The 25,788-nt window shown below is 60.4% G+C and carries 29 protein-coding genes; 12 read left to right on the top strand and 17 right to left on the bottom strand.

The genetic code is table 11. The annotated features are described in order from the left end of the window. Positions 1-20 precede the first annotated feature (20 nt). The 3 genes from CEPID_RS00910 to CEPID_RS00900 are packed head-to-tail and all read right to left on the bottom strand — an operon-like array spanning position 21 to position 1,410. Positions 21-635, bottom strand: coding sequence for a CG0192 family protein (locus CEPID_RS00910; RefSeq protein WP_047239369.1), 615 nt, complete (start codon positions 633-635; stop codon positions 21-23). Next, complete coding sequence (locus CEPID_RS00905) at positions 632-1,060, bottom strand: methylated-DNA--[protein]-cysteine S-methyltransferase (protein WP_047239368.1); 429 nt, start codon at positions 1,058-1,060, stop codon at positions 632-634. The genes CEPID_RS00910 and CEPID_RS00905 overlap by 4 nt, the downstream gene beginning before the upstream one ends. After that, complete coding sequence (locus CEPID_RS00900; protein ID WP_047239367.1) at positions 1,060-1,410, bottom strand: winged helix-turn-helix transcriptional regulator; 351 nt, start codon at positions 1,408-1,410, stop codon at positions 1,060-1,062. Before CEPID_RS00900 ends, CEPID_RS00905 begins: the two co-directional genes overlap by 1 nt. A gap of 124 nt (positions 1,411-1,534) precedes the next feature. Here CEPID_RS00900 and CEPID_RS00895 point away from each other — a divergent pair, with 124 nt between their 5' ends. The 3 genes from CEPID_RS00895 (at position 1,535) to CEPID_RS00890 (ending at position 2,967) form a co-directional block, all read left to right on the top strand. Further along, positions 1,535-2,110 (top strand): NAD(P)-dependent oxidoreductase, encoded by a 576-nt coding sequence (locus CEPID_RS00895; RefSeq protein WP_047239366.1) that lies wholly within the window; start codon positions 1,535-1,537, stop codon positions 2,108-2,110. A 75-nt stretch (positions 2,111-2,185) separates the two neighbouring features. Then, positions 2,186-2,347: an antitoxin gene (locus CEPID_RS12700; RefSeq protein WP_083984317.1), complete on the top strand. Its 162-nt coding sequence runs from the start codon at positions 2,186-2,188 to the stop codon at positions 2,345-2,347. Between the two features lie 26 nt (positions 2,348-2,373). Beyond that, positions 2,374-2,967, top strand: a complete 594-nt coding sequence (locus CEPID_RS00890; RefSeq protein WP_052843262.1) for a hypothetical protein — start codon at positions 2,374-2,376, stop codon at positions 2,965-2,967. Between the two features lie 15 nt (positions 2,968-2,982). Here CEPID_RS00890 and CEPID_RS00885 read toward each other — a convergent pair whose 3' ends face one another. From CEPID_RS00885 to CEPID_RS00865, 5 genes are read right to left on the bottom strand one after another with little or no spacing between them, the layout of a single operon-like run. Beyond that, positions 2,983-3,270 (bottom strand): MGMT family protein, encoded by a 288-nt coding sequence (locus CEPID_RS00885; RefSeq protein ID WP_236684268.1) that lies wholly within the window; start codon positions 3,268-3,270, stop codon positions 2,983-2,985. Further along, complete coding sequence (locus CEPID_RS00880; protein WP_047239364.1) at positions 3,267-4,073, bottom strand: VOC family protein; 807 nt, start codon at positions 4,071-4,073, stop codon at positions 3,267-3,269. Before CEPID_RS00880 ends, CEPID_RS00885 begins: the two co-directional genes overlap by 4 nt. A 2-nt stretch (positions 4,074-4,075) precedes the next feature. Beyond that, positions 4,076-4,378 carry an RNA-binding S4 domain-containing protein gene (locus CEPID_RS00875; RefSeq protein ID WP_047239363.1) on the bottom strand — a complete coding sequence of 101 codons (303 nt, stop codon included), beginning with the start codon at positions 4,376-4,378 and terminating at the stop codon, positions 4,076-4,078. Between the two features lie 27 nt (positions 4,379-4,405). Next, on the bottom strand, positions 4,406-5,110 hold the full coding sequence (locus CEPID_RS00870; RefSeq protein WP_047239362.1) for an SDR family oxidoreductase: 705 nt from the start codon (positions 5,108-5,110) through the stop codon (positions 4,406-4,408). Positions 5,111-5,142: 32 nt separating this feature from the next. Next, positions 5,143-5,772, bottom strand: coding sequence for a DNA-3-methyladenine glycosylase I (locus tag CEPID_RS00865; protein WP_047239361.1), 630 nt, complete (start codon positions 5,770-5,772; stop codon positions 5,143-5,145). Positions 5,773-5,894: 122 nt separating this feature from the next. On the opposite strand from CEPID_RS00865, the gene CEPID_RS00860 reads away from it, so the two are divergent. After that, positions 5,895-6,146, top strand: a complete 252-nt coding sequence (locus CEPID_RS00860; RefSeq protein WP_047239360.1) for an antitoxin — start codon at positions 5,895-5,897, stop codon at positions 6,144-6,146. 3 nt (positions 6,147-6,149) lie between these two features. Here the strand turns inward: CEPID_RS00860 and CEPID_RS00855 are convergent, their stop codons facing one another. Then, complete coding sequence (locus CEPID_RS00855) at positions 6,150-6,797, bottom strand: alpha-ketoglutarate-dependent dioxygenase AlkB family protein (protein ID WP_047239359.1); 648 nt, start codon at positions 6,795-6,797, stop codon at positions 6,150-6,152. Between the two features lie 71 nt (positions 6,798-6,868). Between CEPID_RS00855 and CEPID_RS00850 the strand changes: the two genes are divergently transcribed. Together CEPID_RS00850 and CEPID_RS00845 are read left to right on the top strand one after the other, a co-directional pair. Continuing rightward, positions 6,869-7,675 (top strand): TetR/AcrR family transcriptional regulator, encoded by an 807-nt coding sequence (locus CEPID_RS00850; protein WP_047239358.1) that lies wholly within the window; start codon positions 6,869-6,871, stop codon positions 7,673-7,675. 9 nt (positions 7,676-7,684) lie between these two features. Continuing rightward, positions 7,685-8,212: an NADPH-dependent FMN reductase gene (locus CEPID_RS00845; protein ID WP_047239357.1), complete on the top strand. Its 528-nt coding sequence runs from the start codon at positions 7,685-7,687 to the stop codon at positions 8,210-8,212. A gap of 331 nt (positions 8,213-8,543) precedes the next feature. On the opposite strand, the gene msrA is transcribed toward CEPID_RS00845, so the two are convergent. After that, entirely contained in the window at positions 8,544-9,161 is a 618-nt protein-coding gene (msrA, locus tag CEPID_RS00840; protein ID WP_047239356.1) for a peptide-methionine (S)-S-oxide reductase MsrA, read from the bottom strand. Positions 9,162-9,249: 88 nt separating this feature from the next. Between msrA and CEPID_RS00835 the strand changes: the two genes are divergently transcribed. Further along, positions 9,250-9,849, top strand: coding sequence for a superoxide dismutase (locus tag CEPID_RS00835; RefSeq protein ID WP_047239355.1), 600 nt, complete (start codon positions 9,250-9,252; stop codon positions 9,847-9,849). A 221-nt stretch (positions 9,850-10,070) separates the two neighbouring features. On the opposite strand, the gene CEPID_RS00830 is transcribed toward CEPID_RS00835, so the two are convergent. Next, positions 10,071-10,958, bottom strand: a complete 888-nt coding sequence (locus tag CEPID_RS00830; RefSeq protein WP_047239354.1) for a LysR family transcriptional regulator — start codon at positions 10,956-10,958, stop codon at positions 10,071-10,073. 70 nt (positions 10,959-11,028) lie between these two features. Between CEPID_RS00830 and CEPID_RS00825 the strand changes: the two genes are divergently transcribed. Both CEPID_RS00825 and CEPID_RS00820 read left to right on the top strand, forming a co-directional pair. Further along, a complete protein-coding gene (locus CEPID_RS00825; protein ID WP_047239353.1) occupies positions 11,029-12,213 on the top strand; it encodes an MFS transporter in 1,185 nt (394 codons plus the stop codon). 47 nt (positions 12,214-12,260) lie between these two features. Beyond that, positions 12,261-14,747: a multicopper oxidase domain-containing protein gene (locus CEPID_RS00820; protein WP_052843259.1), complete on the top strand. Its 2,487-nt coding sequence runs from the start codon at positions 12,261-12,263 to the stop codon at positions 14,745-14,747. A gap of 39 nt (positions 14,748-14,786) precedes the next feature. Here CEPID_RS00820 and CEPID_RS12695 read toward each other — a convergent pair whose 3' ends face one another. Continuing rightward, the gene (locus CEPID_RS12695) at positions 14,787-15,083 is read right to left on the bottom strand and encodes a CHY zinc finger protein (RefSeq protein ID WP_083984316.1); all 297 of its coding nucleotides are present in this window, start codon (positions 15,081-15,083) and stop codon (positions 14,787-14,789) included. Further along, positions 15,080-15,964, bottom strand: coding sequence for a tRNA glutamyl-Q(34) synthetase GluQRS (gene gluQRS / locus CEPID_RS00815; protein WP_047239351.1), 885 nt, complete (start codon positions 15,962-15,964; stop codon positions 15,080-15,082). Before gluQRS ends, CEPID_RS12695 begins: the two co-directional genes overlap by 4 nt. 23 nt (positions 15,965-15,987) lie before the next feature. Between gluQRS and CEPID_RS00810 the strand changes: the two genes are divergently transcribed. Further along, a complete protein-coding gene (locus tag CEPID_RS00810) occupies positions 15,988-16,635 on the top strand; it encodes a queuosine precursor transporter (RefSeq protein ID WP_236684267.1) in 648 nt (215 codons plus the stop codon). Here the strand turns inward: CEPID_RS00810 and CEPID_RS00805 are convergent. Beyond that, on the bottom strand, positions 16,632-18,056 hold the full coding sequence (locus CEPID_RS00805; protein ID WP_047239350.1) for a TM0106 family RecB-like putative nuclease: 1,425 nt from the start codon (positions 18,054-18,056) through the stop codon (positions 16,632-16,634). The genes CEPID_RS00810 and CEPID_RS00805 overlap by 4 nt on opposite strands. Before the next feature lie 137 nt (positions 18,057-18,193). Between CEPID_RS00805 and CEPID_RS00800 the strand changes: the two genes are divergently transcribed. Together CEPID_RS00800 and CEPID_RS00795 are read left to right on the top strand one after the other, a co-directional pair. Beyond that, positions 18,194-18,829, top strand: a complete 636-nt coding sequence (locus tag CEPID_RS00800) for a DUF6474 family protein (RefSeq protein WP_047239349.1) — start codon at positions 18,194-18,196, stop codon at positions 18,827-18,829. Then, on the top strand, positions 18,829-21,111 hold the full coding sequence (locus tag CEPID_RS00795; protein ID WP_047239348.1) for an ATP-dependent RNA helicase: 2,283 nt from the start codon (positions 18,829-18,831) through the stop codon (positions 21,109-21,111). The genes CEPID_RS00800 and CEPID_RS00795 overlap by 1 nt, the downstream gene beginning before the upstream one ends. 34 nt (positions 21,112-21,145) lie before the next feature. Here CEPID_RS00795 and CEPID_RS00790 read toward each other — a convergent pair whose 3' ends face one another. The 3 genes from CEPID_RS00790 to CEPID_RS00780 all read right to left on the bottom strand — a co-directional run bounded on the left by CEPID_RS00790 (position 21,146) and on the right by CEPID_RS00780 (position 25,788). Then, complete coding sequence (locus CEPID_RS00790; RefSeq protein WP_052843257.1) at positions 21,146-23,665, bottom strand: phosphatidylglycerol lysyltransferase domain-containing protein; 2,520 nt, start codon at positions 23,663-23,665, stop codon at positions 21,146-21,148. After that, positions 23,662-24,927, bottom strand: coding sequence for an alpha/beta hydrolase (locus tag CEPID_RS00785; protein WP_047239347.1), 1,266 nt, complete (start codon positions 24,925-24,927; stop codon positions 23,662-23,664). Before CEPID_RS00785 ends, CEPID_RS00790 begins: the two co-directional genes overlap by 4 nt. Before the next feature lie 90 nt (positions 24,928-25,017). After that, positions 25,018-25,788, bottom strand: coding sequence for a TSUP family transporter (locus CEPID_RS00780; RefSeq protein ID WP_047239346.1), 771 nt, complete (start codon positions 25,786-25,788; stop codon positions 25,018-25,020).

Here is a 25,788-nt window from a genome sequence, read left to right as displayed (position 1 = left end):
CGCGCCCTAACAGGCGCGCTCTATAGGTCGCGCCAGATTAACTCGGCAACCAGGAGCTTTTCCTCGGTCCCCGGAATAACGCCCTCAATTCGCCGCGCGGACGGAACTCGGGAAGCGACGATTCCCTTGACCGGCCGCAACAGGCGTGGGATCCGCAGCTCAAAGGAGCGCGAAACGCCATTGATCTTTCCGTTGGCGCGTACACGCTCTTCGGTGGTTTCTTCGATACGAACGTCAGTGACGGTGACGCTGTCATTGTGTCCGGATCCGAGCAGCTCCAGCCCGGTAGGTTTTCCATCTGAGCAATCCGCGTGGCGATCCCCGGAGAGAATAAGCCGGACATATTCTGCAACTGCTACTGGATCGACGAGCGCCTTGGACACATAGCGGGTGCCCAGAGTGGAATGCTCAATGGTGGCAAATTCGTAACCTGGGGATTCGCCTCGATAAGAGACCGGAATCTGCACGAGACGCCCATCCGCGTCGGAGGCGAGGTGTCCTTCGATGCCTACTTCTCCATCGGTATCCACAAGGCGGTAGGCCCCGGTCAACGTGACGTCGGGAAGCCAGGCATTAACTGTTTCTTGTTTCGACGGCTCTAGGGTAGCGTCGTGGATTTCTGCAATTCGAGTCATACCTTCGTAGTGTAACCTTCCACACCCAAGAGCATCCGTTTTATTTCGGAACCACCGAGGTAGTTGCCGATCGCTCCGTCGGCACGCACCACGCGGTGACACGGGACAACAATGGGCAAGGGATTGCTAGCGCACGCAGTGCCCACGGCCCGAACCGCCCGGGGATTGCCTACGTGAGCTGCCAGTTCACCATAGCTCCACGCCTGACCGCGGGGAATGTCCAGAAGCGCGCGTTGTACGCGCGCCCGAAAACCATCGCCCTCGGGCAACGCCAGGGGAATGTCAAACGTTGTTCGTTGTCTGCGCAGGTATTCTTCGATCTGCCGGAGGGTTTCTCGGGCCAATTCGTTGCACACATGCCCCTCGGGCGCTGGCCCGAAGTTGATCTGCTCCACGGCGTCGCTTGCTTGTACCCAGATTTCCATTAGCTTATTTCCTGCTCAGGCATGTGGGTGACAGCCCAATCCATTAACCCTTGCAACGGCCCCAGTAGGGAATAGCCCCGCTCGGTGAGCCCATACTCGACCCGTGGTGGAGAGTCATCGTAGATTTTCCGCTCCACCAGGCCGTCGCTTTGCAGCGACTTGAGGGTTTTGGTCAGCATCTTCTGCGAGATCCCGTCGATCTCTTTGGCCAGGTCAGAGTAGCGCTGTGGGCCGTCGGCAAGCTTGAGCACAACGAGCACCGTCCATTTCTCCCCTAATCGGCTCAGGAATCCACGGGACGGGCAGGCTCGTGAATATGGATCAAACGTGAGCTTTGTCACAGAAGTCATGGCGCATCTCCCCTTGGTCTGGAATCATACCTTTTGGTTAGTAGCTTACCCCTGGTTCGTTACTTTCCAACAGTGAGTAACCAGGTCTAGGGTGGAACCATTCCCTACAACCAAGGAGCATGACATGAAGATTCTCGTACTGGGCGCCACCGGAATGGTCGGCAAGGACATCGCAGCAGAGGCTGAAGCCCGCGGCCATGAGGTCACCCGCGCCTCGCGCAGCACCGGCCTGAACATCACTGACACCGCCGCCCTCCTCGACGCCATCAATGCCCACGACACCACCATCATCGCCGTGCCGACCGATCGTTCCGGCGGCTCCATGGAACCGGTCATCGCTGCTCACCGCGCGCTTATCGACGCCGCCCCTGCCAAGCGCCTCCTCATTACCGGAGGTGCCGGCTCCCTGCTTGTCGACGACACCTTGATCGTCGATCAGCCCGACTTCCCGGAAATTTACGCGGCCGAGGCTCGTGCTTTTGTGGAGATTCTGGATCTGTACCGTAATTCCACTGGCTTGAACTGGACCATGCTTTCCCCTGCGCCTGTTATCGAACCAGGACCGGCGACTGGCCACGTACTCGGCACCGACTCCCCTGCAGGCGAGCACGTCACCACTGAAAACTTCGCTGTCGCGATGCTCGATGAAGCGGAAAACCCACAGTTCGAGGGTCGCCGTTTCACCGTGGCAGATGCCTAAATCTGTTGTTGTTAGCACCATTGCCCAGATCAGCCAGTACACTATTCGTCGATACTTCAATGAAAGGACGAGCTCATGGGCTTGCTTGATAAAGCGAAAGAACTTGCCGAACAGAACCCGGACAAGGTTGACCAGATCATCGAAAAAGTCGGTGATGTGATTGACGAGAAAACCGGGGGCAAGTTCTCCGACCAGGTCGATCAGGCCCAGGAAATGGCCAAGGACAAACTTCACTAAGTGTCGTTGGTCCTTAGACTGGTGCCATGACATCTTCAACACCTCCGCGTGAGTCTGACGACGACTTTGTGGTCGGCGGCCAAGACCGCGAGCTCACCCCGCAGCAGCAATTCGACCAGATCAACTGGTATTTCCAGGAGCATTACCCGATCGTGGATCTGGAGGATTGGCTCGCTCGTCTGCCCGATCGCCTCGTCCACGCTGCGATGATGCAGTTAGGTAGCGCGGTCGGGCACGAGTGGCCGGGCACCGAATTCACCGCCGGGGTCAGCGTGCAGGATCACGCCCTCGGTACTCTCATCGCGCCGTCGGGCGTCGGGGGCGAGCCCGATGTCGTAGCTTCGTTCGGCCGTCCTCCTGGACCTGCGACAGATAATTTTTATCTCCCGTTGGTAGCCGCAGTAGCTGCTCTTTCCGGCAAGCGCATTTTAGCGACGACGCGTGTCGCCGATGCTCGTCCACTGGCTGAGATCGGCTGGGGTTTCGGTGAAGGCTGTCCGCTTATTGAGGACGCTGGGTTCGATACCGTGATCCTCACCCGCCCTGACCAGCAATATGTGGCTACCCCCGCGGCTTATCGCGAGGAAATGCAGGCTGTGGCTAGGCTAATGAAAGACTAGTTGCCTCAGCTGCTCTCATTCCGGTGATTCGGGGCCCAAGCTGCGTAAGTCGACGCGTTCGCCCCGCATCGGAAGCCCGTCGGCAAGCCAGTGTGGCCGGGCGCGTTCGGCGAGGGCGGAGCTGCCGTCAGCACGAACGACGCGCCACCACGCAACTTCGCTCCCGCATTCGCGCATGATGCGCCCGACTTGGCGCGGGCCACAGCCGGCTTCGGCACCGACTTCGCCGTAGGTCATCACTTGGCCACGCGGGATGCGTGCGACGATGGCAAGGACCCGGTCAGCCAGTTCGGGGGAACTCACTGGAATTGGCTGAGGTCGATGCCTTCTAGGGGATCTTCTTCACGCCCTTCCGCCACTGGTTCAGGGGTTTCCGCCAGCGTGATGGTCGCTCCAGTTGAGTCAGCGACGATGACCATCCTCCCAAACTCGGAATCCCATGGTTGGCGCATGATTTCTCCGCCGAGTTCCGGCACCAGGGCTGCGGCTTCGTCGGCGGATTTCACGCCGAGGTAGGTTTGCCAGAAACTCGGGATGTGTGGCGGGAATTGCGCTTGGGCGTCCCAGATTCCGGCAAAGGCGGCCCCTTCTTCTAGTGCGGTGGTGTAGCGGAAATCGTCGGCATCGGTGTCGGTGGTGACCCACCCGAAGAGCTGGCGGTAAAACTCCCCAACTTCCGCGTAATGGGTGGTAGCAGTTAATTCATGCCACACCGCGGTGCCCGGTTCACCTCCGGAGACGAAGGTTTCATCGGTTTCCATCAGGCCGAACAGTGCGCCGGCGGTGTCCACGCACAGCGCTACCCGGCCGCGGGTGACATCGGTTGGTTCCGCCAGCACCCGGCCGCCGAGCTCCGATACTGCAAGTGCGGTTTCGTCGAGGTTTTCGGTGTAAAAGTAGGTTACCCAGGTATCTGGCATCGTGGAATCGACTTGCTCCACAAGTCCTGCGACAGGCAGGCCTTGGGCGCGAACGATGCGGTAGCTGTCGGTATCGTCGATGTCCCAGCCAAGGATCTCTCGATAGAAGTGGCTGGATTTGCGCAGGTCTGAGGTCGATAACTCGATCCAAATTGGCATTCCGTGGTGCGCACTAAAAGCTGGCATGTTTAGAGGTTCCTCCATTTTTCGGGGTCAAAATCGTCGTTTGCGGTGGCTTCGTCGAAGTAATCGTCATCGTCGTCGCCTTCGATTGCCCCGGTAACTACCCGTGCGCATTGTTCTCCGATGCAGACGACATCGCCATGTCGGAGCGTTTTTCCACGGCGAGTCTCCACTTCACCGTTGACGCTAAACAGGCCATCCGCGATGAATTCTTTGGCTTGTCCGCCTGTTTCAACAAGGTTGGCCAGTTTCACGAACTGTCCGAGTTTGATTGATTCGTCTCGGATTCCGACATCAAATGTTGCCATGGGTGATAAGTCTACTGTCTCTAGGAATCACAGCTGGTCGCGTGGCTTGATAGTCATGTTTTCGATATTCATGTGCGCAGGCAGGCCGGCCACCCAGCGGATGGACTCAGCAATATCTTCAGCGGTCAGATTCAGCTTGTCGGCATAGACCGCCTCTGCCTTTTCCGCATCGCCTTTGAAGCGCACCAAGGAAAAGTCGGTCTTCACCCGCCCTGGGTCGATCTGGGTGATCCGTAGTGGCTGGCCCTCTAGTTCTTGTCGCAGCACTTTTGTCATGGCACGAACACCGAATTTGGCGGCGTTGTAGCCGGCTCCTCCTGGGTAGGGTGTGAATGACGCGATCGAACCAACATTGATGATGGTTCCTTCCGATTCGAGCAGATGCGGCAAGAAGGCACGCGTGACATTGAGCGTGCCCAGGACGTTTGTTTCATACATCCAGCGCCAGTCTGCAACGTTGGCGTCGGCGATGCTGTCCAGCCCTTTTGCTCCGCCGGCGTTGTTAACCAGCAGGTCGAGCTTCGGGATTTCTGCAGCTAGCGCCACGACGGCGGCTTCATCGGTGACGTCGAGCTCACGCCATTCGCCATTGATTTCCGCGGCTATCTCTTTGATATTCTCCACGCGACGCGCTGCCACAATGACATGCCAGCCGTCCTTAGCGAGTGCTGAAGCGGTCGCTGCGCCGATGCCACTTGAACCGCCGGTTACTAAAGCTATTTTCTTCGTCATGGTTTCGAGCTTAGCGCCGTTTGTACATAAGCTCAGGAGGTTTGCAGCAGCCCATTGGAGTCGGGGACGTCCAACAACGCTGCTGCCCCGACGATACGATTATCGATCATCCCGGTGGCTTCCATCAGCGCGAAGCAGGTCGTTTCACCGACGAACTTGAATCCTCGTCTCCGTAGCTCTCTTGCCATTGCAGCAGATTCCGCCGATTTCGTCTTAGCTTGCTCCAGGCTGGTTGGGCGTTCCCAGGCCACCGGAGCGAAGTTTTGTAGAAATGTTATCAAGTCAGTTTCGGCACGTAGTTGCTGTACCCTCTGCGCATTATTGATAGCTGCGCGGATCTTGTTTTGATTGCGGATGATGTCCGGGTTTGCCAGTAACTTCGCAACGTCTGCTTCGCCAAAGCTGGCTATCCGGTCGACCTCAAAATCGCAGAATGCCTCTCGAAAGGCTGGGCGCTTCTTAAGCACTATCTCCCACGAAAGTCCTGCTTGAAAGCCTTCTAGGACGATGCGTTCAAACATCTCGCTCTCGGTTTTTGGCGGTCTTCCCCATTCGTAGTCGTAGTAGTCTTGCAAAAGTTGCGAGGTAGTTGCCCACTGGGGACGCAAGCGATTATCTACACCGAGTACGAGTCCTGCTGGAGTTAATTCAAAAGTTGTCATGGCCCGAAGTGTAACCGGCAGGGTCGACAACTTCCCCAAAAACTAGCACACATGTTCGAACCAAGTAGCTAGCTAAGCCGTACACTGGCCACCACCTACCAATTCTTGAGAAAGGACACCTCATGGGAATTTTTGACTCTGCTAAAGACCTCGCTGCTCAGCACCCAGATAAAGTTGATCTCGGCGTCGAGAAGCTCGGCGATGCCGTCGACGCGAAAACCGATGGCAAGCACGCTGAACACGTGGACCGCGCCCAAGACCTCGCGCGTGACCACCTCACCGGGACCGCTGCTACGCCTGGGGAAGCTCCCGCTGAGGATCCAGTCGGGGAAGAGCCTCTTCCGGAGGCGGCCGACCCAGAAAACGCAGGCTAGCGGTTAGAGGTGAACTTGGCGGATCGTCAGATTTAGCCGGCCTTCCGCCACCCCACACCCCTCGGGCGCAGTGCCCGGAAACAGTTTGGGCACGCCGTGAAAAGCCATCCGATGTTCGCCACCAAAGACCAGTAAGTCTCCCGAGAGCAGCTGCAGGTCTCGCCATGGCTTGTTCCGATTAACCGTGTTACCCAGCCGAAACAGTGCCGAATCACCGATCGACAGAGAAATGATCGGCGCCGAAGCCTCCTCACCCGCGTCTTGGTGTAGCCCCATCGAAGCCGTCGAGGAATAGAAATTAACTAGCAGCATTTCGGGACGAAAACTCGGCACCCACGGGGCCAACTCCGGCGCAACCTCGGCCGCTGCCTGCAGCGCACGATTCGCTAGTGGTGGCACCCACTCCGGCAACGGCACCTCGCTCGGCCGATAATTATTCAAATTCCCCACCCATTCATATCCGGCAGGGCGCATCTGCACACTCATCCGGCCTGTTGCCACCCGAGGCTGGATCATCGGGAACGCGCGCACCAACTCACGACACGCCCCGGTAATCTCTACCTGTTTCCCCAGGTCAAGGAAACCAGGAATATGGGCGACACCGGCCACAACATGCAGCGGAGGGCGCGGAAGGTCGTCGAAAAGTGCCATGCCCTTACCCTAGTGGCGCGCGGTGACTACTTCTTATCTACGATGGCAAGCATCATGGAAAGCACAAACCTATGAAGTCGCTTATCGACGCCGCCACCCGCCTATCCCTACGCAAAGGATGCAGCGCCGGCGACATTCCCATCGCGACCATCGCCAAGGAAGCAGGCATGTCGCGATCCACAGCATTGCGACGTCTCGGCGGCACCCGCAAAGCACTGGATGAGGAACTAGCTGCGAGAGGGATCAAATCAAGTCGCTCCACAGTCCGGGAGCGTGCCGTCGAAGCTGCCGCCCACCTCATCAGCGAGCGCGGGCTAAGCTGCCCAATGAGCGCAATCGCAGAACGCGCAGGCTGCTCAACGGAAAGCATCTACCTCACGTTTGGTAGTCGCAGCAAGCTGCTGGAAGAAACCTTCGCCAAATACAGCCCACTGGGTGCAATCGACGCGTTTTTCACGAACCCACCCGAAGACGTCCCCGAAGCAGTTTTCGGCTTCTACGAGGTCTACGTCGAGGCGCTTTTAAAGAAACCGCAGGTGCTTCCGGCGATTTTCGCCGAAGTAGTCACTCGACCATTGGTTGAAAATGCCAAGTATTCCGATCTCGGCCTCCGCCATATTTACCGGGCGACTGGGCCGTGGTTTGAGAAGCAAATTGCTGCCGGCCAGATCCGCGATCTCCCTTTACCCGCGCTCGTACACCTCCTCGTAGGCCCTGCAGTTGTAGGCACGTTGACCAGGGATATTGTCGAAGCAACCCTCCCCGGGGCGCAGCCTTCCCCAAGTGAGTCCGCACACATTTTCGCGGAAGCATTCCTCGGTGCCGTGTTTCTGGGCGCCCAGGGGTATAGTAATTGGCGACACTTCAACAAAAACTAGGGAGCTTCCTTGAAAATCGGTGTAATCCTCGGATCAGTCCGCACCACTCGCCTCGGCGAACAGGTCGCAGCTTGGGCAATGACCCAGCTCACCACCAATCCCACCCACGAATTTGAACTCGTAGACCTTAAGTCTTTCAACTTGCCGATCTGGGAGAGCCCAATGCCCCCAATGATGCTCGGTGGAAAGTATGATCTGCCATCCCAGCAGGCATGGGGCGATAAGATCGCTGAGTTCGACGCACTGATCTTCGTCACGCCTGAGTACAACCACGGCATCCCAGGCGCACTGAAGAACGCAATCGATTCCCTCGGCCCTGAGCTCACCGGCAAGCCAGTTGGCTTCATCAGCTACTCCTACGACGGTGGCATCCGCGTCGTAGAGCAACTGCGCAGCGTGCTCGCGAACTTCTCCATGCACGATGTCCGCGCACAGGTATCCATCAACCTGAACACGGATTTCCGCGACGGCACCTTTGAGCCAGGCACCCACCACGGTGTGGTGCTCAGCCAGTTGATGGAGCAGCTCACCGCCTAAGACGGTAATGCGGGTGCCCCGAAGTTACGCTTCGGGGCACCCGCATTTTGGGTTAAGGAAAGAACAGTGTGTCCGGTCGGCGTGTCGCCGGCCGTGCGGGTTTGCTGCACAAGTGCTATGTCGTCGCCTCGGCGTAGTCTGACTACGCAGAGCAGCGTTTTTTTCATGAATAAAATCCCACAGCGGTAGTCCGACTACACCGAAGGGACGACATCGAGCGAGCTACGGCCCCCAGACAACAACAAATACTGGCTTCAGGCCCACAACGCTGCGGAAAACATGAATAAGAGACACGCTTTCGCCTACCTAACCCCGCATTTTTATGCGTACACTAGCCGCACTTCACGCCAGTGGAATGCACAGGGCAGTATCCATCCGGGTTTTTGTGCAGGTATTGCTGGTGTTCTTCCTCAGCCAAGTAGTACGTGACCGGTCCGACCACCTCTGTGGTAATCGCAGGGTAGCCGTGCTGCTCTAGGGTTGCCCCGTAGGAATCAACCAATTCCTGGACGAGCTGTGGATTGTCGCTAGAGATGATGGATCGGTACTGCGTTCCGACGTCGTTACCTTGTCGATAGCCCTGTGTTGGATCGTGAGCTTCTAGTGCCGCGATCACCAACTCACGCAACGATGTCAGCTCGGGGTCAAAGACAACTCGGACTACTTCAGCATGACCAGTCAGACCAGTACACACTTCTCGGTAAGTCGGGTTAGGGCTGTAGCCACCGGCATACCCAACCGACGTGGCGAGCACCCCTGGCAGCTGCCAGAACATTTTTTCCGCACCCCAGAAGCATCCAATGCCAATTAGTACGCTTTCACCCTGCATATCTAGGGGAACATTGAGCACCGCATGCGGTTGTGGCGTCGGATTGATCGATTCATCACGCCCAGAAAGAGCCTGCTCAGCGGTGATCATTTCCGGTTTCGGTCCAAACAAAAATCCCATACACAACAGTCTAGTTGCGTAATTCGTTGCGAAATCTACAAACACGCCTATCATGGGGGACACACCATCAATGGAAAGGACAATTCACATGGCTAAGTACGAACTGCCACAGCTCGACTACGCATACGACGCTCTCGAGCCACACATCTCCGCAGAGATCATGGAACTGCACCACACCAAGCACCACCAGAACTACGTCAACGGTGCCAACACGGCGCTGGAGAAGCTGGAAGATGCCCGCAAGAACGGCTACATCGGCGTTGCCGTTACTGCGCTGTCTAAGGACCTCGCCTTCAACCTTGGTGGCCACACCAACCACTCCCTGTTCTGGAAGAACCTTGCTCCAAACGCTGGTGGCAAGCCAACCGGCGAGCTGCTGGAAGCTATCGAGCGCGACTTCGGTTCCTTCGAAGATTTCCAGGCTCACTTCGAAGCTGCCGCACTCGGCCTGCAAGGCTCCGGCTGGGCAGTCCTGGCTTGGGACACCATTGGCGAGCGCCTCGTTATCGAGCAGATGACCGACCAGCAGGGCAACCTCTCCATCGACCTGCGTCCACTGCTCCTCCTCGACATGTGGGAGCACGCCTTCTACCTGCAGTACAAGAACGTGAAGGCTGACTACGTCAAGGCTGTTTGGAACGTCTTCAACTGGGACGAAGTAGCTAAGCGCTACGCTGCCGCCAAGTAAAAAGCACATCGGTCAGAAACTGGCCGAGCTGGCCAAGATCGGCCGAGTCGAGCCCCGCCTGTGAGTAGAAAGACCTACTCTCCGGTGGGGCTTTCTACTTTTCCTGCCGGCGCGACGAACAGCGCCGTTGAATGCGCCCTGCGATTTTGTACCACTTCACAGGCAATCGACGTGAGCTAGCGAGCCATCGCACCAACAACCAAGCATCAAAATCCCGCCTGCTACCAGCGCCCCGAGCGCAACACGAAGTCCTTGAACATCCGCACTGGCGGCGAGTTTTCTGCCTGAGCTTCGCGCCACACGAGGCCAATTTCGCGCTCGGTTCGGGGTTCCAGCGGGACGAGCGCCACTCCATCTGGGATGAGTCGGTCGTCTCCCATCGGCAGCAAGGCGATTCCTAGGCCCGCCGCAACCAATCCGCCGACGGTCGTCATTTCCATGGTGGTGAACGCTATTTTGGGAGCAAATCCCGTGGCAGCGCAAAGTCGTTCCAGCAGGATTTGAATGCCGTAACCGGGGTACATGCCTACAAATGGTTCATTTTCAAGATCTTTGAGGCACACACTTTTCGCGTCGGCCAGCCGATGGTCTTCGGGTACCGCGATCGCTAGCTGTTGCGTGCTCACTTCGTGCCATGCGACCCCTTCGAGCTGAGGCGCGGGCGCTACGAATGCGAGGTCGAGGGCGTCGTTAAGCACGGCTTCGGCGAGGCTGAGGGCGTCGGCCTGCACCAGCTCAAATTGGACGTTCGGATGCTGGGAGCGGTATTGGCGCAGCAGGGCCGGGACTAGCCAGGTGCCGAGCGAGTGCATGAACCCGAGGCGGACGGTGCCGAGTTCGGGGTCCATGAGACGGTGCACTTCGGTGGTGGCGGCATCGACTTCGTGGATGATGCGTCGCGAGGCGGCTAGGAACGCAGTCCCGCGCGTGTTGAGGACGAGGGAGCGGCCGACGCGGTCAAACAGCTCCGTGCCTAGCGCGGATTCGATGCGCGCGATGCGGCGGGACAGGGTCGGTTGCGGGATGCCCAGCTTGTCGGCGGTGTCGGTGAGGTGTCCTTCGTCGGCGACTGCGATGAAACTGCGGAGGTCTTCCGTCCCAAAATTCATGCCGATTCCGTATCTATTGTTTCAACTTTTGACATTTTACTAATCATTATAGGCCGGGCACCATAGAAATATGCCTGGAATCCGAAAGAGCGACCCCGCTTATCGACGCGCGACGCTCGCCATGCTCGCCGTCGGACTGGCGACCTTTAACGGTCTCTACTGCACCCAGGCGCTGCTACCTACATTTACTTCGGTATTCAACGTCACTCCGACCACCGCTTCCCTGACCATATCGGCCGCGACCGGCACGATGGCCTTGATGATCGTGCCCGCCTCGGTGCTTTCCGAAAGGTTTGGGCGCGGCCGCATGCTGATCCTATCCCTGCTGCTAGCCACCGGGTTTGGGCTAGCTATCCCCTTCTTGAATTCCATGACCTGGATCATCGTTTTCCGAGGTCTGCAAGGCGCATGTTTCGCGGGCGCCCCGGCGGTGGCGATGACGTGGCTATCGGAGGAAATCGATAAGCGGGATCTAGCTGGCGCGATGGGACTCTACATCGCTGGCAACTCGCTCGGCGGTCTTTCCGGACGACTCATCCCCGCCGGGATCATGGAACTCGCCAGCTGGCGCTGGGCAATGGGCCTCAACGCAATGTTCGCCCTGATTATGGCGCTGAGCGTGTGGGTGCTGCTGCCCGCGCAGCAGAACTTCCGGCCGAGGCGCATCGAGCTGCGTACCGAGCTGCAGGTGATGCTCGGCCATTGGATGAACCGCAGGTTGGCTGCCCTGTTTCTTATCGCGATGCTCGCGCTTGGCACCTCGGTGTCCATCTACAACTACATCGGCTTCCGGATGATCGAGCTGTTCGGACTCTCCGAAGGCCTGGTAGGTCTCCTTTTCCTCATGTACCTTTCCGGTACGTGGAGTTCCGCGCGAGCAGGCAATTTCGTGCGCAGGTGGGGCCAGGGCCCGACCATTGTCGGTTGCGCCACCTTGATGCTCGTCACGATACCCCTCTTTGTCGCCACAAACCTCACCCTCATCCTGCTCGGCTTGTTCGTGTTTACCGCCGCATTCTTCGCGCTACATTCGGTGGCTTCTGGCTGGGTGGGACTCACCGCCACCTCACACCGTGCGGAGACGTCCAGCATGTACCTCTTTTGCTATTACGTGGGCAGCTCACTCTTTGGCTGGCTGTCCGGGTATTTCTTTCACCATTCCTGGACAGCGCTGCTCATCTGGCTCGCAGACTTAGCTGCCCTCATCGTGATGTTGAGCGCTTGGTTGTGGCGTGGAACACCTCAGCCAAACTAGGCAACTACCTGCAAAAATCCCCCTTGGAAAAGATGTATGCTAAATGCATGTTTAAACGATTGGGTGCTCGTTCTACCAAACGCCCTGCCACTTGGCACTCAAAGACCAGTCGCCTCATCACTTGGTGGCTCATTGCATTGGTGATCGCAGGTTTAAGCCACATCGCGATCCCCAGCTACCGCTGGACCCTGATCCACATGTTCACCTTGGGCGCGCTGACCAACTCGATCGTGCTTTGGAGCCAGCATTTCACCGAGAAATGGCAACACAGCTCGCCTACCGCCACCTTTTATCGCGTGTTCGTGTGGCGGACCTACGCCCTCAACATCGCGATCCTGCTGACGATCATCGGCAAGATCTTCGCTGTTCCCGGCGCTTTTCTGGTCGGCGCGACGTCGGTAAGCCTGCTGTTGGCGTGGCACGGCGTGCAGATCGCGCGGCAAATCACCTGGGGCAAACGCTTTACACATAGTTCGCTGGCGTTCATGGCTTCGGCGTTTTCTCTGGCTGTGGGCGCAATTCTGGGGCTACTCGTGGGCCGGGGACATACTGATTTGTTGCGCGCACACTTGCTTGCCAACTTTGGTGGCTTCGTTGGTCTGGCAGCGATGGGCGCACTCTCAGTGCTCTTCCCAGCGATGTGGCGCACGAAAATCCGCTGGGACCTGACCAAATACGCCTTGATCGTGGCCATAATCGGTCTTCTTTTGGCGGTGAAATTCTACGAGGTTGGCGTGCTGGTCTACGCGTTCGCGTGGACGCTGGCGCTCATCGGCTTCCTCAGCTGTCTCCCGCCCGTGCTTCGGGACCCCCGCGACCGCATCAGCTTCCCCGCAGTCTCCGCGCTCGCCGCGGTCATCTGGCTGATCGGCTCGCTGCTGCGCCTTGCCGACGGCCACCTCCCCACCCTCGGGCTGCTCGTAGGATTCGGCGCTCAACTACTCATCGGCACCATGTCTTACCTGCTCCCCACCACCATCGGCGGCGGACCAACAGCGGTACGAGCGGGCCTACGCGAGCTCAATCGCGCCGCACTGTTCCGCTCCACGATCATCAACGGCGGGCTGCTCGTCTGGGTATTCGCCAGCAATTCCTGGCTGAAAGTGGCGGCTTCGGCGCTGGTGTGCCTCTGCTTGGCCTACCTGCTGGTGGGCGTCCCGCGGGCGGTGCGCGCGCAACGCGCGGCAATGGCGCAGCGGGGTGCCGACAACGCGGGCGTCGATAAGGCGGGCGAGCCACGCTGGGGGCAGGTCACGGCCGGTGTCGCGTTGCTGTGCGCGCTTGCGCTCGTCTTTGGTGGCAACACTGCCCCTGCGCCGGTTTCCACCCCGGTGGCTGCCACGGGCGAGACCACTCGCATCGATTTAACCATGCACAACATGCATTTCATGCCGTCGTCAGTCACGGTGCCCGCGGGCAATCGCCTGATCATCACCGTACACAACAACGACACCCAGATCCACGACCTCGTCTTCCCCTCCGGCTCCACCACTGGCCGGATGCAACCTGGCGCCACCACCGAGCTCGACGCCGGCATCATCTCAACATCCACCGAGGCCTGGTGTTCCATCGCCGGCCACAAGATGCAGGGTATGACCTTGCAGGTGCTTGTCGACGACGAATCCTCCCCAGCACCCGCCACACCCCAACAACCGACACAGCAACGCCCAAAGGATGCCACAGACATCCCTCACGCAGTTGACGCCACGCTCGCCCCAGCTCCGGCCGGGAAAGTTCACGAGGTCACGATCGACGTCTCGGAGGTCGTCATCGACGGGCGCGGACGATGGACATTCAACGGTGGCCTGCAGGGCCCAGTGCTGCGTGGTCGGGTGGGCGATGAGTTCCGCGTCCGCTTCGTCAACCACGGCTCGATGGCGCATTCCATCGACTTCCACGCTGGCATCGTCTCACCTGACCAAGTGATGCGCCCTATCAATCCAGGGGAAAGCCTCGAGTACAACTTCCGCGCCGAACGAGCCGGCATCTGGCTGTACCACTGCGGCACCATGCCGATGTCCATGCACGTGGCAGCGGGCATGTTCGGCGCAGTCATCATCGACCCACCAGACCTCGCACCTGTCGACGCCGAGTACCTGCTAGTTCAATCGGAAGTCTACGGACTCACCGGCTCCGCAGAAAACCCGGTAGACCCCGCGAAACTGGCGGCCGGCACCCCAGACGCAGTGGTGTTCAACGGCATGGAAAACCAGTACGTAGCCCACCCGCTGCAGCTGCGAGCAGGGCAAACCGCACGGTTCTGGGTGCTCGATGCGGGCCCGAACCGTAGCCTGTCTTTCCATATCGTCGGAGCGCAATTCCATACCGTGTACCACGAAGGCGCCTACGTGCTTCGCAACGGAGTCGGTGGCGCCGGCGGAACAGGTGGCGGGGCGCAGGCCTTGGGATTATTGGCCGCCCAAGGCGGTTTTGTGGAAGCGCACTTCCCGGAGGCCGGCACCTACACCTTCGTCAACCACCAGTTCATCGACGCCGAGCGGGGCGCACGCGGACAGGTAGTGGTGGCGCCTTAGGGTTTTGCCAAGGGGCGAAAACGTGCACCTGCCGAGCTATCAGCTGAAATAGATATCCGCGTGCAGCGCGCACCCTGGGTTAAACCCGGCGCCACAAGAAGCACAAGAACCAGCCGAATACGCCTCGTACGTCATCGAATGCCCGCACATCCCGCACTGCACTGCCAAGAGTCCAGAGGTCCGAGGCACCCGGCCAAACTGATGCCCGGCTGATTCGTGGCACCGATAGCACGCCCAGTATTCCCCGCAGGTCAGGCAGAGGTTGGCCACGATGTCGAGCTCGGAAGCGTAGTGTTCGCAGCGCCCGCAGGAGTCCACCAACTGGCCGCGGATCATTGGAATACCACTGGCTCCCCGGGCAGCGCCGAAAGCGACCATTCTTCCAGAATCGCAGCAGGTGCCAACCCCGGGAACCCCAAGGAAGCCGCCAGCCAAGCACGCACATCTTCCACCGGCATATCCCGCAAGGTCACCGCCCCGTCACGCTTCGCCAACCGAGCACCTGTGGCAGAAAGCACTAGGGGCACATGAACATATTCCACTGGTGGCAAATCCAACAGTGCTGCCAAGTATGCCTGCCGAGGGGCCGAGGACAGCAGATCATCACCGCGAACGACCTGGTCAATACCCTGGTAGGCATCGTCAACCACGACGGCCAGGTTGTACGCCCAGTCGCCTGCTTGCCCGACATTGCCGCCCCGGCGCAGGATCATGTCATCGACGTCCCCCTCATAAACACCTGCCAAAGCATCGTGAACGGTCCACCGAGTAACCCCAGCGGCCAGCCGCAGGTGTGGCACGCGGCCAGCTGCGGCCAGCTCGGCGCGTCGAGAAGCGCGCTCGCTTTCGGAGAGCGAACGGCAGGTCCCGGGGTAGGAACCGGGGATGGCGTGGGGTGCGCGGGCGGCGTCGAGGATGTCGCGACGCGAGCAGTAGCACTCGTAGGTGGGCAGAGATGCGAGGGCCACCTCGTAGGCATCACTGCGCGCAGACTGCCACACGACCTCGCCGTCCCAGTCCAGGCCGATCGCCGCGAGGTCCGCCAGCTGCCGCTCAGCCGCTGCGGCGGAAGATCGCGCGGTATCCACGTCTTCGACGCGCAGGTGAAAGGCCCGCCCCGTCGATCGGGCGCACAGCCAGGCGATCAGGGCCGTGCGGAGGTTGCCTAGGTGCAGGTCTCCGCTTGGCGACGGCGCATATCGTCCTGCTCCACTCATGGCCACATAATACAATGTGGCAGGTGAGCACCCGAGAGATCCCCGTTCCCCGTAGTCATTACCCGATCCTGCTGGCGCTATTCGTCACCATTTTTGTGGTGTCCAACATTACGGCCCAAAAGGGCGTGACGTTAGGGCCCATCATTACCGACGGCGCCTTCTTCCTCTTCCCCGCCGCCTACATCATTGGTGATGTCCTGACTGAGGTGTACGGGTTCCGGGCGATGCGCCGCGCTATCTGGACGGGTTTTGCCGCCATGCTGCTTGCGGTCCTCGCCTTTTACGTGGCAATCGCACTGCCTAGCGCGCCTTTCTATGAGGCGCAGCCTGCCTTCCAGTCGATCCTTGGCCTGGTCCCGCAGATTGTGCTGGGCTCCCTGGTTGGCTACCTGGTGGGACAGACGTTGAATTCCTATGTGCTCGTGGCTTTGAAGCGTCGGACTGGTGAAAAGTCCCTGTGGGCCCGACTTTTGGGCTCGACAATTGTGGGTGAATTTGCCGATACCCTGCTGTTTTGCGCGATTGTGGCCTCCGCGATCGGTATCTCAACCTGGGCAGACTTCCTCAACTACGTGGTGGTGGGCTTCGTTTGGAAAACCCTCGTCGAGGTGATCTGCATGCCAGTGACCTACGCGGTCATCGCCTGGGTGAAGCGCAGCGAAGGGTACTAGGATCCACCTCGCAGCCAGTGCCGCACCGCTCGGTTGGCCCGGCAATCATCCTCGTTATAGGCCAGCAATTCCGCGCGCGCAGCCTCCGACCCACCCCGCGCCTCAAGGTAGATATTGACGGATTTTTCACCATCGACATCTCCGGAATAGGAATACCCAGCCTCAGGCGCCACCACTTTTAACCCCAGCCCAAAAGGTCCCAAAAGTTGGGCCTTGACCAGGGCAAAAACATCGATCCAATCCTCGGAACCGATGAACTCCCGCACTTGTTCCTCCCGCGGGATACCGGGCAGCCCACCGAAACGTCGAGCCGACTGGAGCATCCAGTGGTTTTCCCCATGCGCGGAATAACAATAGGCCCCAAAGGTTTTCCCGGCAGCGTGAGCTGCTTCCCGGAGGCGGGAGAGCTCCGCCCAAAACGTGGCGAAGTTCTCCGCTTCCCCGGCTAGGTCCCAGGACGCGAATGCGCGATAGGTGTCGTCGCTAAGCAGGCCCCAAAGGTAGGCGCCCTGGTCGAGGTAGGCCTCCATATCGATGTCTATTTCGATGTCGCGACGCGGAGCGCTCAAGGGTCCGCGGGGCACCAGGACGGTCCCGGCGCGATAGGCCTTCGCCAGGATGGAGGCTTCGCCCAGGTCGGCGTCGATAAGCTGCGCGATGGTGTTGATACCACGTTCGCGGTAGGGGGTGCTGCGTTCGCCGGGGAGGAGGAGGGAGAGGTCGTCGGCGGCTTCGAGGACGGGGGCGCAGTGGGTCCAGAATCGGCAGGAATCGCATTCTTTCACCCGGCGTGGCGCGTCCGGCACCGGGACCGCCAACGCGGCGGTAAGCGCCTGGTTGAACACCGCCACCGGCTCGATGAAGCAGCGACTGCGATCCTGCCCGATCACTCCACCCAGCCCGGTCTCTTGCCCTACCAGCGCCAATGCGCGATTGGCGAGCGCCAGGTGATAGGAATCGATGGAATGTCGACGCATCCGGTAAGGCACGTCGAGCATCTGCCCCAGCCCCAACCGCGAGGTAGCGATAGCGCGCACCGTCTTGCCCGGGGCGGGCCTTGCGACGCGGTGATTGCTCACAATCACCGGCAGGTAGCCATCTGGCATCCGCACCAAAATATCCACGTCGACCTCGAAAACGTCCCATTCCAAGACCGCGTCAATGATGAGCGTTGCTTCGGCCGCCATCGCCTCCAAAGTGGCCAGATAGGTCCCCGCCGTCACCCGGCTAAACGCACCTCGATCCCCCAGCGCCCGGCGGTCTGGGAGCAGGGCCATGACGACGGCGCGGGCCGCCTCATAACGTTCGTGCCGGGCGAGGCTCGCAGGTGTGGGAGGTACGTCAGGGAACCGCTCGTGCTGGACCACACGGTAGCGGCATCCGACCAAGTCTCTCGCCTTCACAACCTTCAACTCTGCCATGACACGGGTAGTCTGGGTTAAAAGCCAGGCCGAAAGGTCACCACGAACACAGCTTATGCTGGTTGCAGACTCGCCCTTCGGTGAGCACGTAGCCGGCGAAAGAATGAAACGTAAATTATTGACGTGAGGAGCAAGACATGGGTCTGCTGAAGAACTTGAAGAAGAAACGCGCACAGGCAAAGGCCGAGCTTAAGGCAGCCAAGACGCGCGCGATCGCCGAGGTCAAAGCAACGTCCAAAGACCGCGCGCGCCAGCAGAAGCTGCTAGCGAAGCAGGAACATCGCCTCCTCAAGGCCGAGAAGAAGGGGCTAAAGGCAAAGCAGAAGCACGAGATGAAGCTTGCCAAGGCAGAGCTGGAAAAGCGCAAGGCCGGCAAGCTGAACAAGGCTACGGTTAGCCGTTATGTGGGTGTGGCGCGCATGGTCGCCCCGATCCTGCTGCCACTGCTCTACCGTGGCGCTACCCAGGCACAGCAGCTCATTAACCAGCGCAAAGCACAGCGCATGGGCGTGTCCACTGAACAGCTCTCCGCCTTCGCCGGCCACGGTGCCCCACTAAAGGCACGCATCGCTGGGGCGCGTAACTCCCTGAAGAACTCCACGTTGCCGCGTGGTTTCGTCATGGATGCTACCGAGCGCCTCGACGAGCTGGACAAGGCCGTCGATAATGCCGAGTTCATGACGCCGGAGCAGCGTCGTCGCGCGCACCAGTCGATCAAGCAGGATCTGGACATGGTTACCGGGCAGGTTCAGGAGCGCATGGTTCAGCCTTAATGTTCGATCTCTCTACCGTGGGAGCCGGTCTATCCCTAGCTCGGGATATTGACCGGCTTCCGGCATTACTGCAGCACAGCCCCACCCTCGTGGTGCAAGCCCCGCCGGGCACGGGCAAAACGACGCTCGTGCCGCCAGCAGTCAGCAATGCGGTCAGCAATGCGCTCAGCAATGCGGATCCCCAGGAGCAGCCTGGGAAAGTCCTCGTGGTGGCTCCTCGACGCGTTGCGGTCCGGGCGGCCGCTGCCCGGCTACGCGCACTGACCGGGCCGAAGCACCAGGGCGAGATCGGCTACAGCATCCGTGGCTCTCATGAACCCGGCAGCAAAATTGAATTCCTCACCCCTGGGGTGTTGCTCAACCGCTTGCTGCGCACCCCAGAGCTACCCGGGGTGGCTGCAGTCATCGTCGATGAAGTGCACGAACGAGGACTGGAGACCGATCTCCTGCTGGGGATGCTGCGGGAACTCGTCGTGTTGCGCGATGATCTGTTTCTTATCGCAATGTCCGCTACCTTGGATGCCACCAAGTTTTGTGACTATCTGGGTGCTCCCCTGTTGGCCACCGAATCCGTGCTGCACCCCGTCGAGGTGCGCTATGAGCCCGTGGCGGGACGCCTCACCGGCACTCGGGAATTCTATGCCGAGCTAGGAAGGATCGCTGTCCGCGAGCTCACGCACACGCAGAATTCGGTGTTGGTGTTTGTTCCTGGAGTGCGTGAAATTGAGTTGGTGCTAGCTAGTTGTGCCCAAGCCCCGGTCTTTGCTTTGCATGGCCGGCTGGATGTCGCAGCACAAGATGCCGCCCTGTATTCACCTGGACCGCGGATCATCGTGAGCACCCCAGTGGCGGAGTCCTCAGTGACGGTGCCCGGGGTGCGCGTGGTTATTGATTCCGGTTTGGCCCGGGTGCCTCGTCGGGACCGTGCCAGAGGCATGACTGGGCTGGTCACGGAGTCGATTTCCAAGTCCTCCGCCGAGCAACGCGCTGGTCGCGCCGGGCGTGAAGGGCCCGGAATTGTCATTCGAGCGTATTCGGCAACGGAGTTTGCTGCCTTCCGCGCAGCCACCCTGCCGGAGATTTCTTCGGCTGATCTCACTTCAGCGGTGCTCACGATGCAAGCCTGGGGCAGCCCGGACCTGGAACTATTGGATCCACCGACCCCGCAAGCCCTCCACGAAGCCCAGGAGACTCTCCTTGAATTAGGCTCGCCTGGGCCGGAATTGGCCACGCTTCCGCTTCCGCCGCGCCTCGGGCACGCGCTGCTCAGCGCGGGTGCGGGCGCCGCGGCAACGATCGCGGTGCTCAGCGATTCGCCTAGCGGGAATGTTGCGCAGCTGCGGGCGTCGACAAGCGAGGTGCGCCGCCTGGCCCGCCTGGCACCGGAGAGCCCTCCGCAGGCCGCCGGTTGGGTGACCGCGCTCGCCTACCCGCGGTGGGTGGCGCGGCGGCTTGACGACGCCTACCAGCTAGCATCCGGGACCCGCGCCCGGCTGGCATTCCCGCTGGACAGCGAATGGATCGCCTGTGCGGAAGTGCAACGCACGCGTGATGGCGCCATCATCCGGGCAGCCGCCCCGCTCACCGAAGCGGAAGCTTTGACCATCGTGCCGCCGACTACCGCGGTGGAGGCTGCGGTGGTGGATGGTCAGGTGCGGGGGCGGAAGGTGACGCGTGCTGGCGCCATCATCTTGAGTTCGACACCCGTGCAGCTTGCAGCGGATGACGTGCGGGAGGCGCTGCTCACAGCGGTATCTAACGGGCTGGAGCTGCGGTGGACCGAGGACGCCACCGCGTTGCGGCACCGCCTCGCCTTCATCCACGCGCAGCTCGGCGCGCCTTGGCCGGACATGTCGTGGGAATCGCTGGCAGCACGCGCGGAACTCTGGTTGTCCGGAAGCGAAGTCACCGTGCAAGACCTGCAGAAACTCCTCCCCTGGCCGGAGGCTACCCACCTAGACGACCTCGCCCCGGCCCGCCTGCGAGTCCCGAGCGGCAACACGCACCGCTTGCTTTACGACGACGGCCGCCCAGTCTGCCGGGTGAAACTCCAAGAGTGTTTCGGCCTGGCGCAATCGCCGGAGTTTTGTGGCGTCACTGTGCAATTCCACCTGCTCAGCCCGGCGGGCCGCCCTCTGGCGATTACTGATGACCTCGCTAGTTTCTGGTCAGGCCCTTACGCCGGGGTGCGTGCCGACATGCGGGGGCGCTACCCGAAGCATCCGTGGCCGGAAGACCCCTGGTCGGCGACAGCTACCGCCGGGACCCGCCGGCGCGGCTAGCGCGCTGCAAACATTTGCACAAGCCGGCGCGCTGTTAGGACGCCCGCAAGGAACGCACTACATGCACGACCTGGCCGGCGTCCATGCGCGGCAGGTAGCACTTGGATACCGCCATGCCAATTGCGGGGAGCGCGAGCTCATCGCGGTAGGCCAACAGCCATTCCTCGTGGCTGGGTTGGAATTTCCGTTTGAATGCCGCCAACGAGCGGAAACCATAGAGTGGCTCGAGCGCCCCACCGACGCGCTCTAGCACGCCGCCTAGTACTCCAGTGCCTGCCACCGCGAGAGGCGCGCCCGACAAGGAAATCCAGGCCAATCCTTCCTCGTGCGCGCATAGCAAGGTTTCGGCGATGAGGAACTCCACCACCGGCCTAAACCCTTCCGTGTCGCGACGCATAAAGTCCAACACCAAGCCGGTGACCTTCCCTTCGGAGTACGCCGGCAGCCAGGAGGTCACCCCGTGGACACGGTCAGATTCATCGAGGGCGACCATGAGCTTCACCGCGGGGTCCGCCAACTCCGGCAATCCGCCGAGCGTAAAGCCCATTTCGGGCAGACTCTTTTCGGCGACCCATTCTTCGGAGAGCGCCACGATCTGATCGCGCACGGCCACGCCCGCTTCATCCCACGTGGTCCACACCGCACGGATGCCTTCCTTGTCCGCCCGGTTGCGGGCAGTCCGCACATCCTGGAATTTCTTGCCCTTAAACTCGACGGTTTCCGCAGCGTGCAGGACTGATTCTTGGGCGACGGGGACGCTGCGCCAGCCAGCGGCAGCGCGGTCCGCTGCAAAGGCTGCACGCACTGAGTACCACGCCACCTGTGCGCCACGGGCGTACATTTCCACCTCGAAGGCGTCGGCAAGCACGTGCGGGTTCGCCCCTGTCCGCACCACCGGCTCGCCGACAGTCACAGCGATGGAATTGTGCAGCCGGTAGGCCACGTACCCATCGGGGTGGAACCAATAGGAATTGCCTGACCAAAGCGTCATCCAGGAAATATGATCACCGCTGCCCGCGACGAGAATGTCGTGCGCTTGCTCCCGCTCCGCCGCAGAACACGGGTTAGGGTCAACAGCGAGCGCCCGGTAGAACATCACGAGGAAACCGAACCAGAACATGATGCCCACCCATTCGGTCAGCCACCAGGCGGTGTTGCTCACCGGCACCACATCGAACGTGTAGAACCGCCCAATCGCCGGTGGCACGAAGCGTACCGGGAGCGACGCCAGGATGTCTTGCCAGCTCGCAGGGCCTCCCATCCCGGCGCGATAGCTGCCCCGGAGGAACCAAGCTCCTAGCAGCCACGTCATGCAGGAAAAGATTGCCCAGACTGTGAGCAAGCTGCGGAACTTGTAGCTGACACTGCGGTCGAGGACGACCTGGAAGTAAGGCCGGCGCCAGCCCAACAGCGCCAGGGAAAGCAGCCAGGGCAGCGTCAACCAGCCGGCGAGCAGGATGGAGGTGAGGATATCGCCGTCGATAAGCTGCAAGCGCGCCATCTCTTGAATCAGCACCGCGATCGTCACCAGGTGGGCGAGGATCGCTACCCGCCACGCTAATCGACGCCCGCGTGCCAGACCATACAGGATGACCGCGATGACCAGCAGGGGCAAGAAGTTGGCGATCAGCGGGCCGATGCCGGACTGGCGGAGCGCCTGCATGGCGTGTTGGCAGCGGTGGCCGGTCGCGTCGAGTTCGCACAGTGCGGCCACGTGCTCCGCGGAGAGCTGGGGGGCGACGAAGATGGAGACGTCAGCGAAGGGGCCCGGCGAATCCGGGTTCATCGCCGTGAGTACGGGGCCAACGAACACCGAACCGACGACGGTGGCCACCAGGATGCGGATTTCGCGGATCGAAGGTCGCGCTTTTGGAAGCTCCAGTTGTCTGCCTTGCCGACGTCCCCACGCGATCCCGGCCACGATGCCCAACACAACGGAGTACAGCAACGCGAAGTCCAACATAATACCCGCGTAGAGCAGCAATGTGATCGCTAGACCCACGGTGAAGAAGCGGATGCGACGTTGCCACAACCGGTTCATGCCATGGGTGGCAAAGGCCGCCGCACCGAAAACCCCGACGCCCGGCGCCAAAATCCGTTCGCCGGTAAGTTCATGCCCCCAGTAGGCATCCACCAGAGTGAGACCCTGGGCGGTGGCTGCGCCGAGGAGCACGCTCACACTATGCAGCGTGATCAGCACGAGCACGAACATCCGGGAACCAAGCACCCGCTCCGTGGTTACACCCAAAGTGAGCAGGACCAGCGTGGTGAAAATGCTGCCTGCCCACGTTCCAACAGAGAGCATGGAGGTAAACACGGTCCACCAGGCAACCTCGGGGCTGAGACTGAAACCTAAGGTTGTTCTGAGGGCTACCGTGTTAAAGCCAAAAGCGATCCGCAGGCCCCATACCACCGCCAGCAGAGCGAAGGTGACGGGTGCCCACCGTAGGCCGGTGCCGATCTGATCGGACCAGGCACGAAGATGCCCTGCACTGCCGGGATCTACTGGCGTCGTGTTGCCCGCCTTTCCTGCTGATTTGCCAGATTCACTCACTTCAAGCCTCCTCGCTCGGCTGCGAATTCCAGTGACTCGCGCAACGCTACTCGCCAAACCTGGAAGGAGTGGCCGCCGGGAACTTCGACATACTCGGCCCTGATTCCGGCAGCGACGGCGGCGGCATGCATGATCTTCATGTCTTCTTTGAAGTGCTGATCTTCTTCGCCGACGACAAACCGTCCATGCAGGTGGCGGTACTTATCGCTACTTTTGGCTTGCTCCAACAGTTTGATTGGGTTGACGGCTTGGAAAGCCGCTTCATCGCCACCAAAAAATTCCTGGACAGTTTTAGCGTGGTCGCCGGTGGTGGGTTCACGCTGCCCGGAGAAGTCGAGGAAGGTGCCGTAAGAATCCGGGACATTCGTCACGATTTGCAGCGCACAAGTCCCGCCATAGGACAGCCCGCCGATGGTCCATTTCTGCTGGTCTTCCAGTACCCGGAACTGGGATTTAATGCCGCGTGGGACGTCTTCGGCAAGGTAGGTTTGCACCTTTTCTTTGGGACCATCCACGCAGATTGGGTTTGCGGTAAACGACCCAGTGCCGTCAACGCTGATGAGGATCGGGCTCACCCCACCGTGTTGTGCCTGGTATTCGTCGAGGGTGGAGTCAGCAGAGCCCGCTTCAAACCATTGCTGCGGGGTGCCCGGATTACCCGCCAAGATGACGATGACCGGCAGCCGCAGCTCAGGCTGGGTGAAGTAGGCGGGCGGGACATAAGCCACCGCGGGTCGGTGCGTGAACTGGGTTGCGGGCAGGTCGACGGTCACCAGCGCCCCAACTGGTGTGCCATCGATTTCGGGCGCGGCCGTTTTGGCTGCCTGCTGCTGGAATTCCTCGTAGCTCATCGCCACCGTGACCGGGGTCGGGTTGAGCGACCGCACCGTCGGGTACTCTTTGAACTCCGAATTAAACACTCCGTACACCAACACGAGCGACAGTACTGCTAGTACGCTCAGCGCTATGCGACGCCCGCGTTGCACCACCGCCGTGAACAACACAAAAATCGCAGCTGCTCCGCACGCGTAGATGTAGAACGGCACCCGGTCCGGAAAAGGCTTCCACGTCACTTCTAGGATCAGCCACGCTATGGCGGTGACCACGAGCGCCGTCACCAGGGCAGACACAGTTCTTTTGGCTTGGGAAAAGATCCCCCATGCTGCGTAAATGGCTGTGAGGGCCAGCCCGGCTAGCAGGAGGTATGTCGCGCGTGTGTCGGCAATTTCGATATTGCCAATTTCATGCCACCAAGTGCCCATCAATTTCCGCTCATTCCGGTTCGGTTTTAGACCGGATTTAGCTTAGTCGGATAACACACCGCCGGGCCGGCCGAGGTGACTAATGAGAACTCATCCCCATTGCTGCTTGGCGAGGTAGCAGCTCATCACCACCACCATCGTCAGCAGCGCATAGCGGATGAGTTTCGTGCCACCACCAAGCACAGTTCTCGCTCCGAGCTGGGCGCCAGCAATATTTGCCACCGCCAACAACAGGCCGAGTTGCCACCAGATTTGGCCGTGAATAATAAACACCACCAAGGCACCAACATTGGTGGACGTGTTCACCACCTTGGTCAGCGCGGCCGAAGCGAGGAAATTCTGCGACAGCACGCCAGTAAACACCATGATCAGGAACATTCCGGTGCCGGGTCCGAAGATGCCGTCGTAAAACGCAATACAGCCAACCAAGACCACGGTGATAATCCTTCGCACGCGGGCCGGCGCGTCCAGGCTTTCCCCTTCCCCGAAATCGGGCTTGAGCGCCACGAAAATGCCGGCGAACAGCATCAATACGATCACGATGGGCCGCATGACCTCTTTCGCGATCATCGAGGCAGCCAGCGCCCCCACCCCGGAGCACAGCATCGCCACCGGCACGTAGACCAGCAGCCTACGCTTATCGACGTCCACCTTGCGCGTCAGCGTGTAGGCCGCCGAGGCCGTCCCGGAGACCGCCGCCAATTTATTCGTAGCCAAAGCAACCGCGGGAGCAAGCTGGGGCATGACGGCCATGATCAGCGGGATCAGAATCAGCCCGCCACCGCCGATGACGGCGTCGACCCAGCCAGCTACGGCTGCGCCGCCGACGAGCACCGCCGAACTACCTACTCCGAGACTCAC

This window comes from Corynebacterium epidermidicanis (genome assembly GCF_001021025.1).
Taxonomy (GTDB): Bacteria; Actinomycetota; Actinomycetes; order Mycobacteriales; family Mycobacteriaceae; genus Corynebacterium; species Corynebacterium epidermidicanis.
The sequence above is the reverse complement of the archived record's forward strand: the minus strand, read 5'-3'. Positions and strand labels throughout refer to the sequence as shown.

Excerpts from the sequence above, each read along its gene's own strand:
- CEPID_RS12695 (WP_083984316.1), bottom strand. The coding sequence starts at position 15,083 with ATGATCCGCGGCCAGTTGGTGGACTCCTGCGGGCGCTGCGAACACTAC.
- CEPID_RS00875 (WP_047239363.1), bottom strand. The coding sequence starts at position 4,378 with ATGGCAACATTTGATGTCGGAATCCGAGACGAATCAATCAAACTCGGA.
- CEPID_RS00795 (WP_047239348.1), top strand. The coding sequence starts at position 18,829 with ATGTTCGATCTCTCTACCGTGGGAGCCGGTCTATCCCTAGCTCGGGAT.
- gluQRS (WP_047239351.1), bottom strand. The coding sequence starts at position 15,964 with ATGAGTGGAGCAGGACGATATGCGCCGTCGCCAAGCGGAGACCTGCAC.
- CEPID_RS00830 (WP_047239354.1), bottom strand. The coding sequence starts at position 10,958 with ATGAATTTTGGGACGGAAGACCTCCGCAGTTTCATCGCAGTCGCCGAC.
- CEPID_RS00870 (WP_047239362.1), bottom strand. The coding sequence starts at position 5,110 with ATGACGAAGAAAATAGCTTTAGTAACCGGCGGTTCAAGTGGCATCGGC.
- CEPID_RS00905 (WP_047239368.1), bottom strand. The coding sequence starts at position 1,060 with ATGGAAATCTGGGTACAAGCAAGCGACGCCGTGGAGCAGATCAACTTC.
- CEPID_RS00825 (WP_047239353.1), top strand. The coding sequence starts at position 11,029 with ATGCCTGGAATCCGAAAGAGCGACCCCGCTTATCGACGCGCGACGCTC.
- CEPID_RS00850 (WP_047239358.1), top strand. The coding sequence starts at position 6,869 with ATGAAGTCGCTTATCGACGCCGCCACCCGCCTATCCCTACGCAAAGGA.
- msrA (WP_047239356.1), bottom strand. The coding sequence starts at position 9,161 with ATGGGATTTTTGTTTGGACCGAAACCGGAAATGATCACCGCTGAGCAG.
- CEPID_RS00895 (WP_047239366.1), top strand. The coding sequence starts at position 1,535 with ATGAAGATTCTCGTACTGGGCGCCACCGGAATGGTCGGCAAGGACATC.
- CEPID_RS00900 (WP_047239367.1), bottom strand. The coding sequence starts at position 1,410 with ATGACTTCTGTGACAAAGCTCACGTTTGATCCATATTCACGAGCCTGC.
- CEPID_RS00785 (WP_047239347.1), bottom strand. The coding sequence starts at position 24,927 with ATGGGCACTTGGTGGCATGAAATTGGCAATATCGAAATTGCCGACACA.
- CEPID_RS00890 (WP_052843262.1), top strand. The coding sequence starts at position 2,374 with ATGACATCTTCAACACCTCCGCGTGAGTCTGACGACGACTTTGTGGTC.
- CEPID_RS00805 (WP_047239350.1), bottom strand. The coding sequence starts at position 18,056 with ATGGCAGAGTTGAAGGTTGTGAAGGCGAGAGACTTGGTCGGATGCCGC.
- CEPID_RS00800 (WP_047239349.1), top strand. The coding sequence starts at position 18,194 with ATGGGTCTGCTGAAGAACTTGAAGAAGAAACGCGCACAGGCAAAGGCC.
- CEPID_RS00855 (WP_047239359.1), bottom strand. The coding sequence starts at position 6,797 with ATGGCACTTTTCGACGACCTTCCGCGCCCTCCGCTGCATGTTGTGGCC.
- CEPID_RS12700 (WP_083984317.1), top strand. The coding sequence starts at position 2,186 with ATGGGCTTGCTTGATAAAGCGAAAGAACTTGCCGAACAGAACCCGGAC.
- CEPID_RS00880 (WP_047239364.1), bottom strand. The coding sequence starts at position 4,073 with ATGCCAGCTTTTAGTGCGCACCACGGAATGCCAATTTGGATCGAGTTA.
- CEPID_RS00860 (WP_047239360.1), top strand. The coding sequence starts at position 5,895 with ATGGGAATTTTTGACTCTGCTAAAGACCTCGCTGCTCAGCACCCAGAT.
- CEPID_RS00910 (WP_047239369.1), bottom strand. The coding sequence starts at position 635 with ATGACTCGAATTGCAGAAATCCACGACGCTACCCTAGAGCCGTCGAAA.
- CEPID_RS00865 (WP_047239361.1), bottom strand. The coding sequence starts at position 5,772 with ATGACAACTTTTGAATTAACTCCAGCAGGACTCGTACTCGGTGTAGAT.
- CEPID_RS00835 (WP_047239355.1), top strand. The coding sequence starts at position 9,250 with ATGGCTAAGTACGAACTGCCACAGCTCGACTACGCATACGACGCTCTC.
- CEPID_RS00820 (WP_052843259.1), top strand. The coding sequence starts at position 12,261 with ATGTTTAAACGATTGGGTGCTCGTTCTACCAAACGCCCTGCCACTTGG.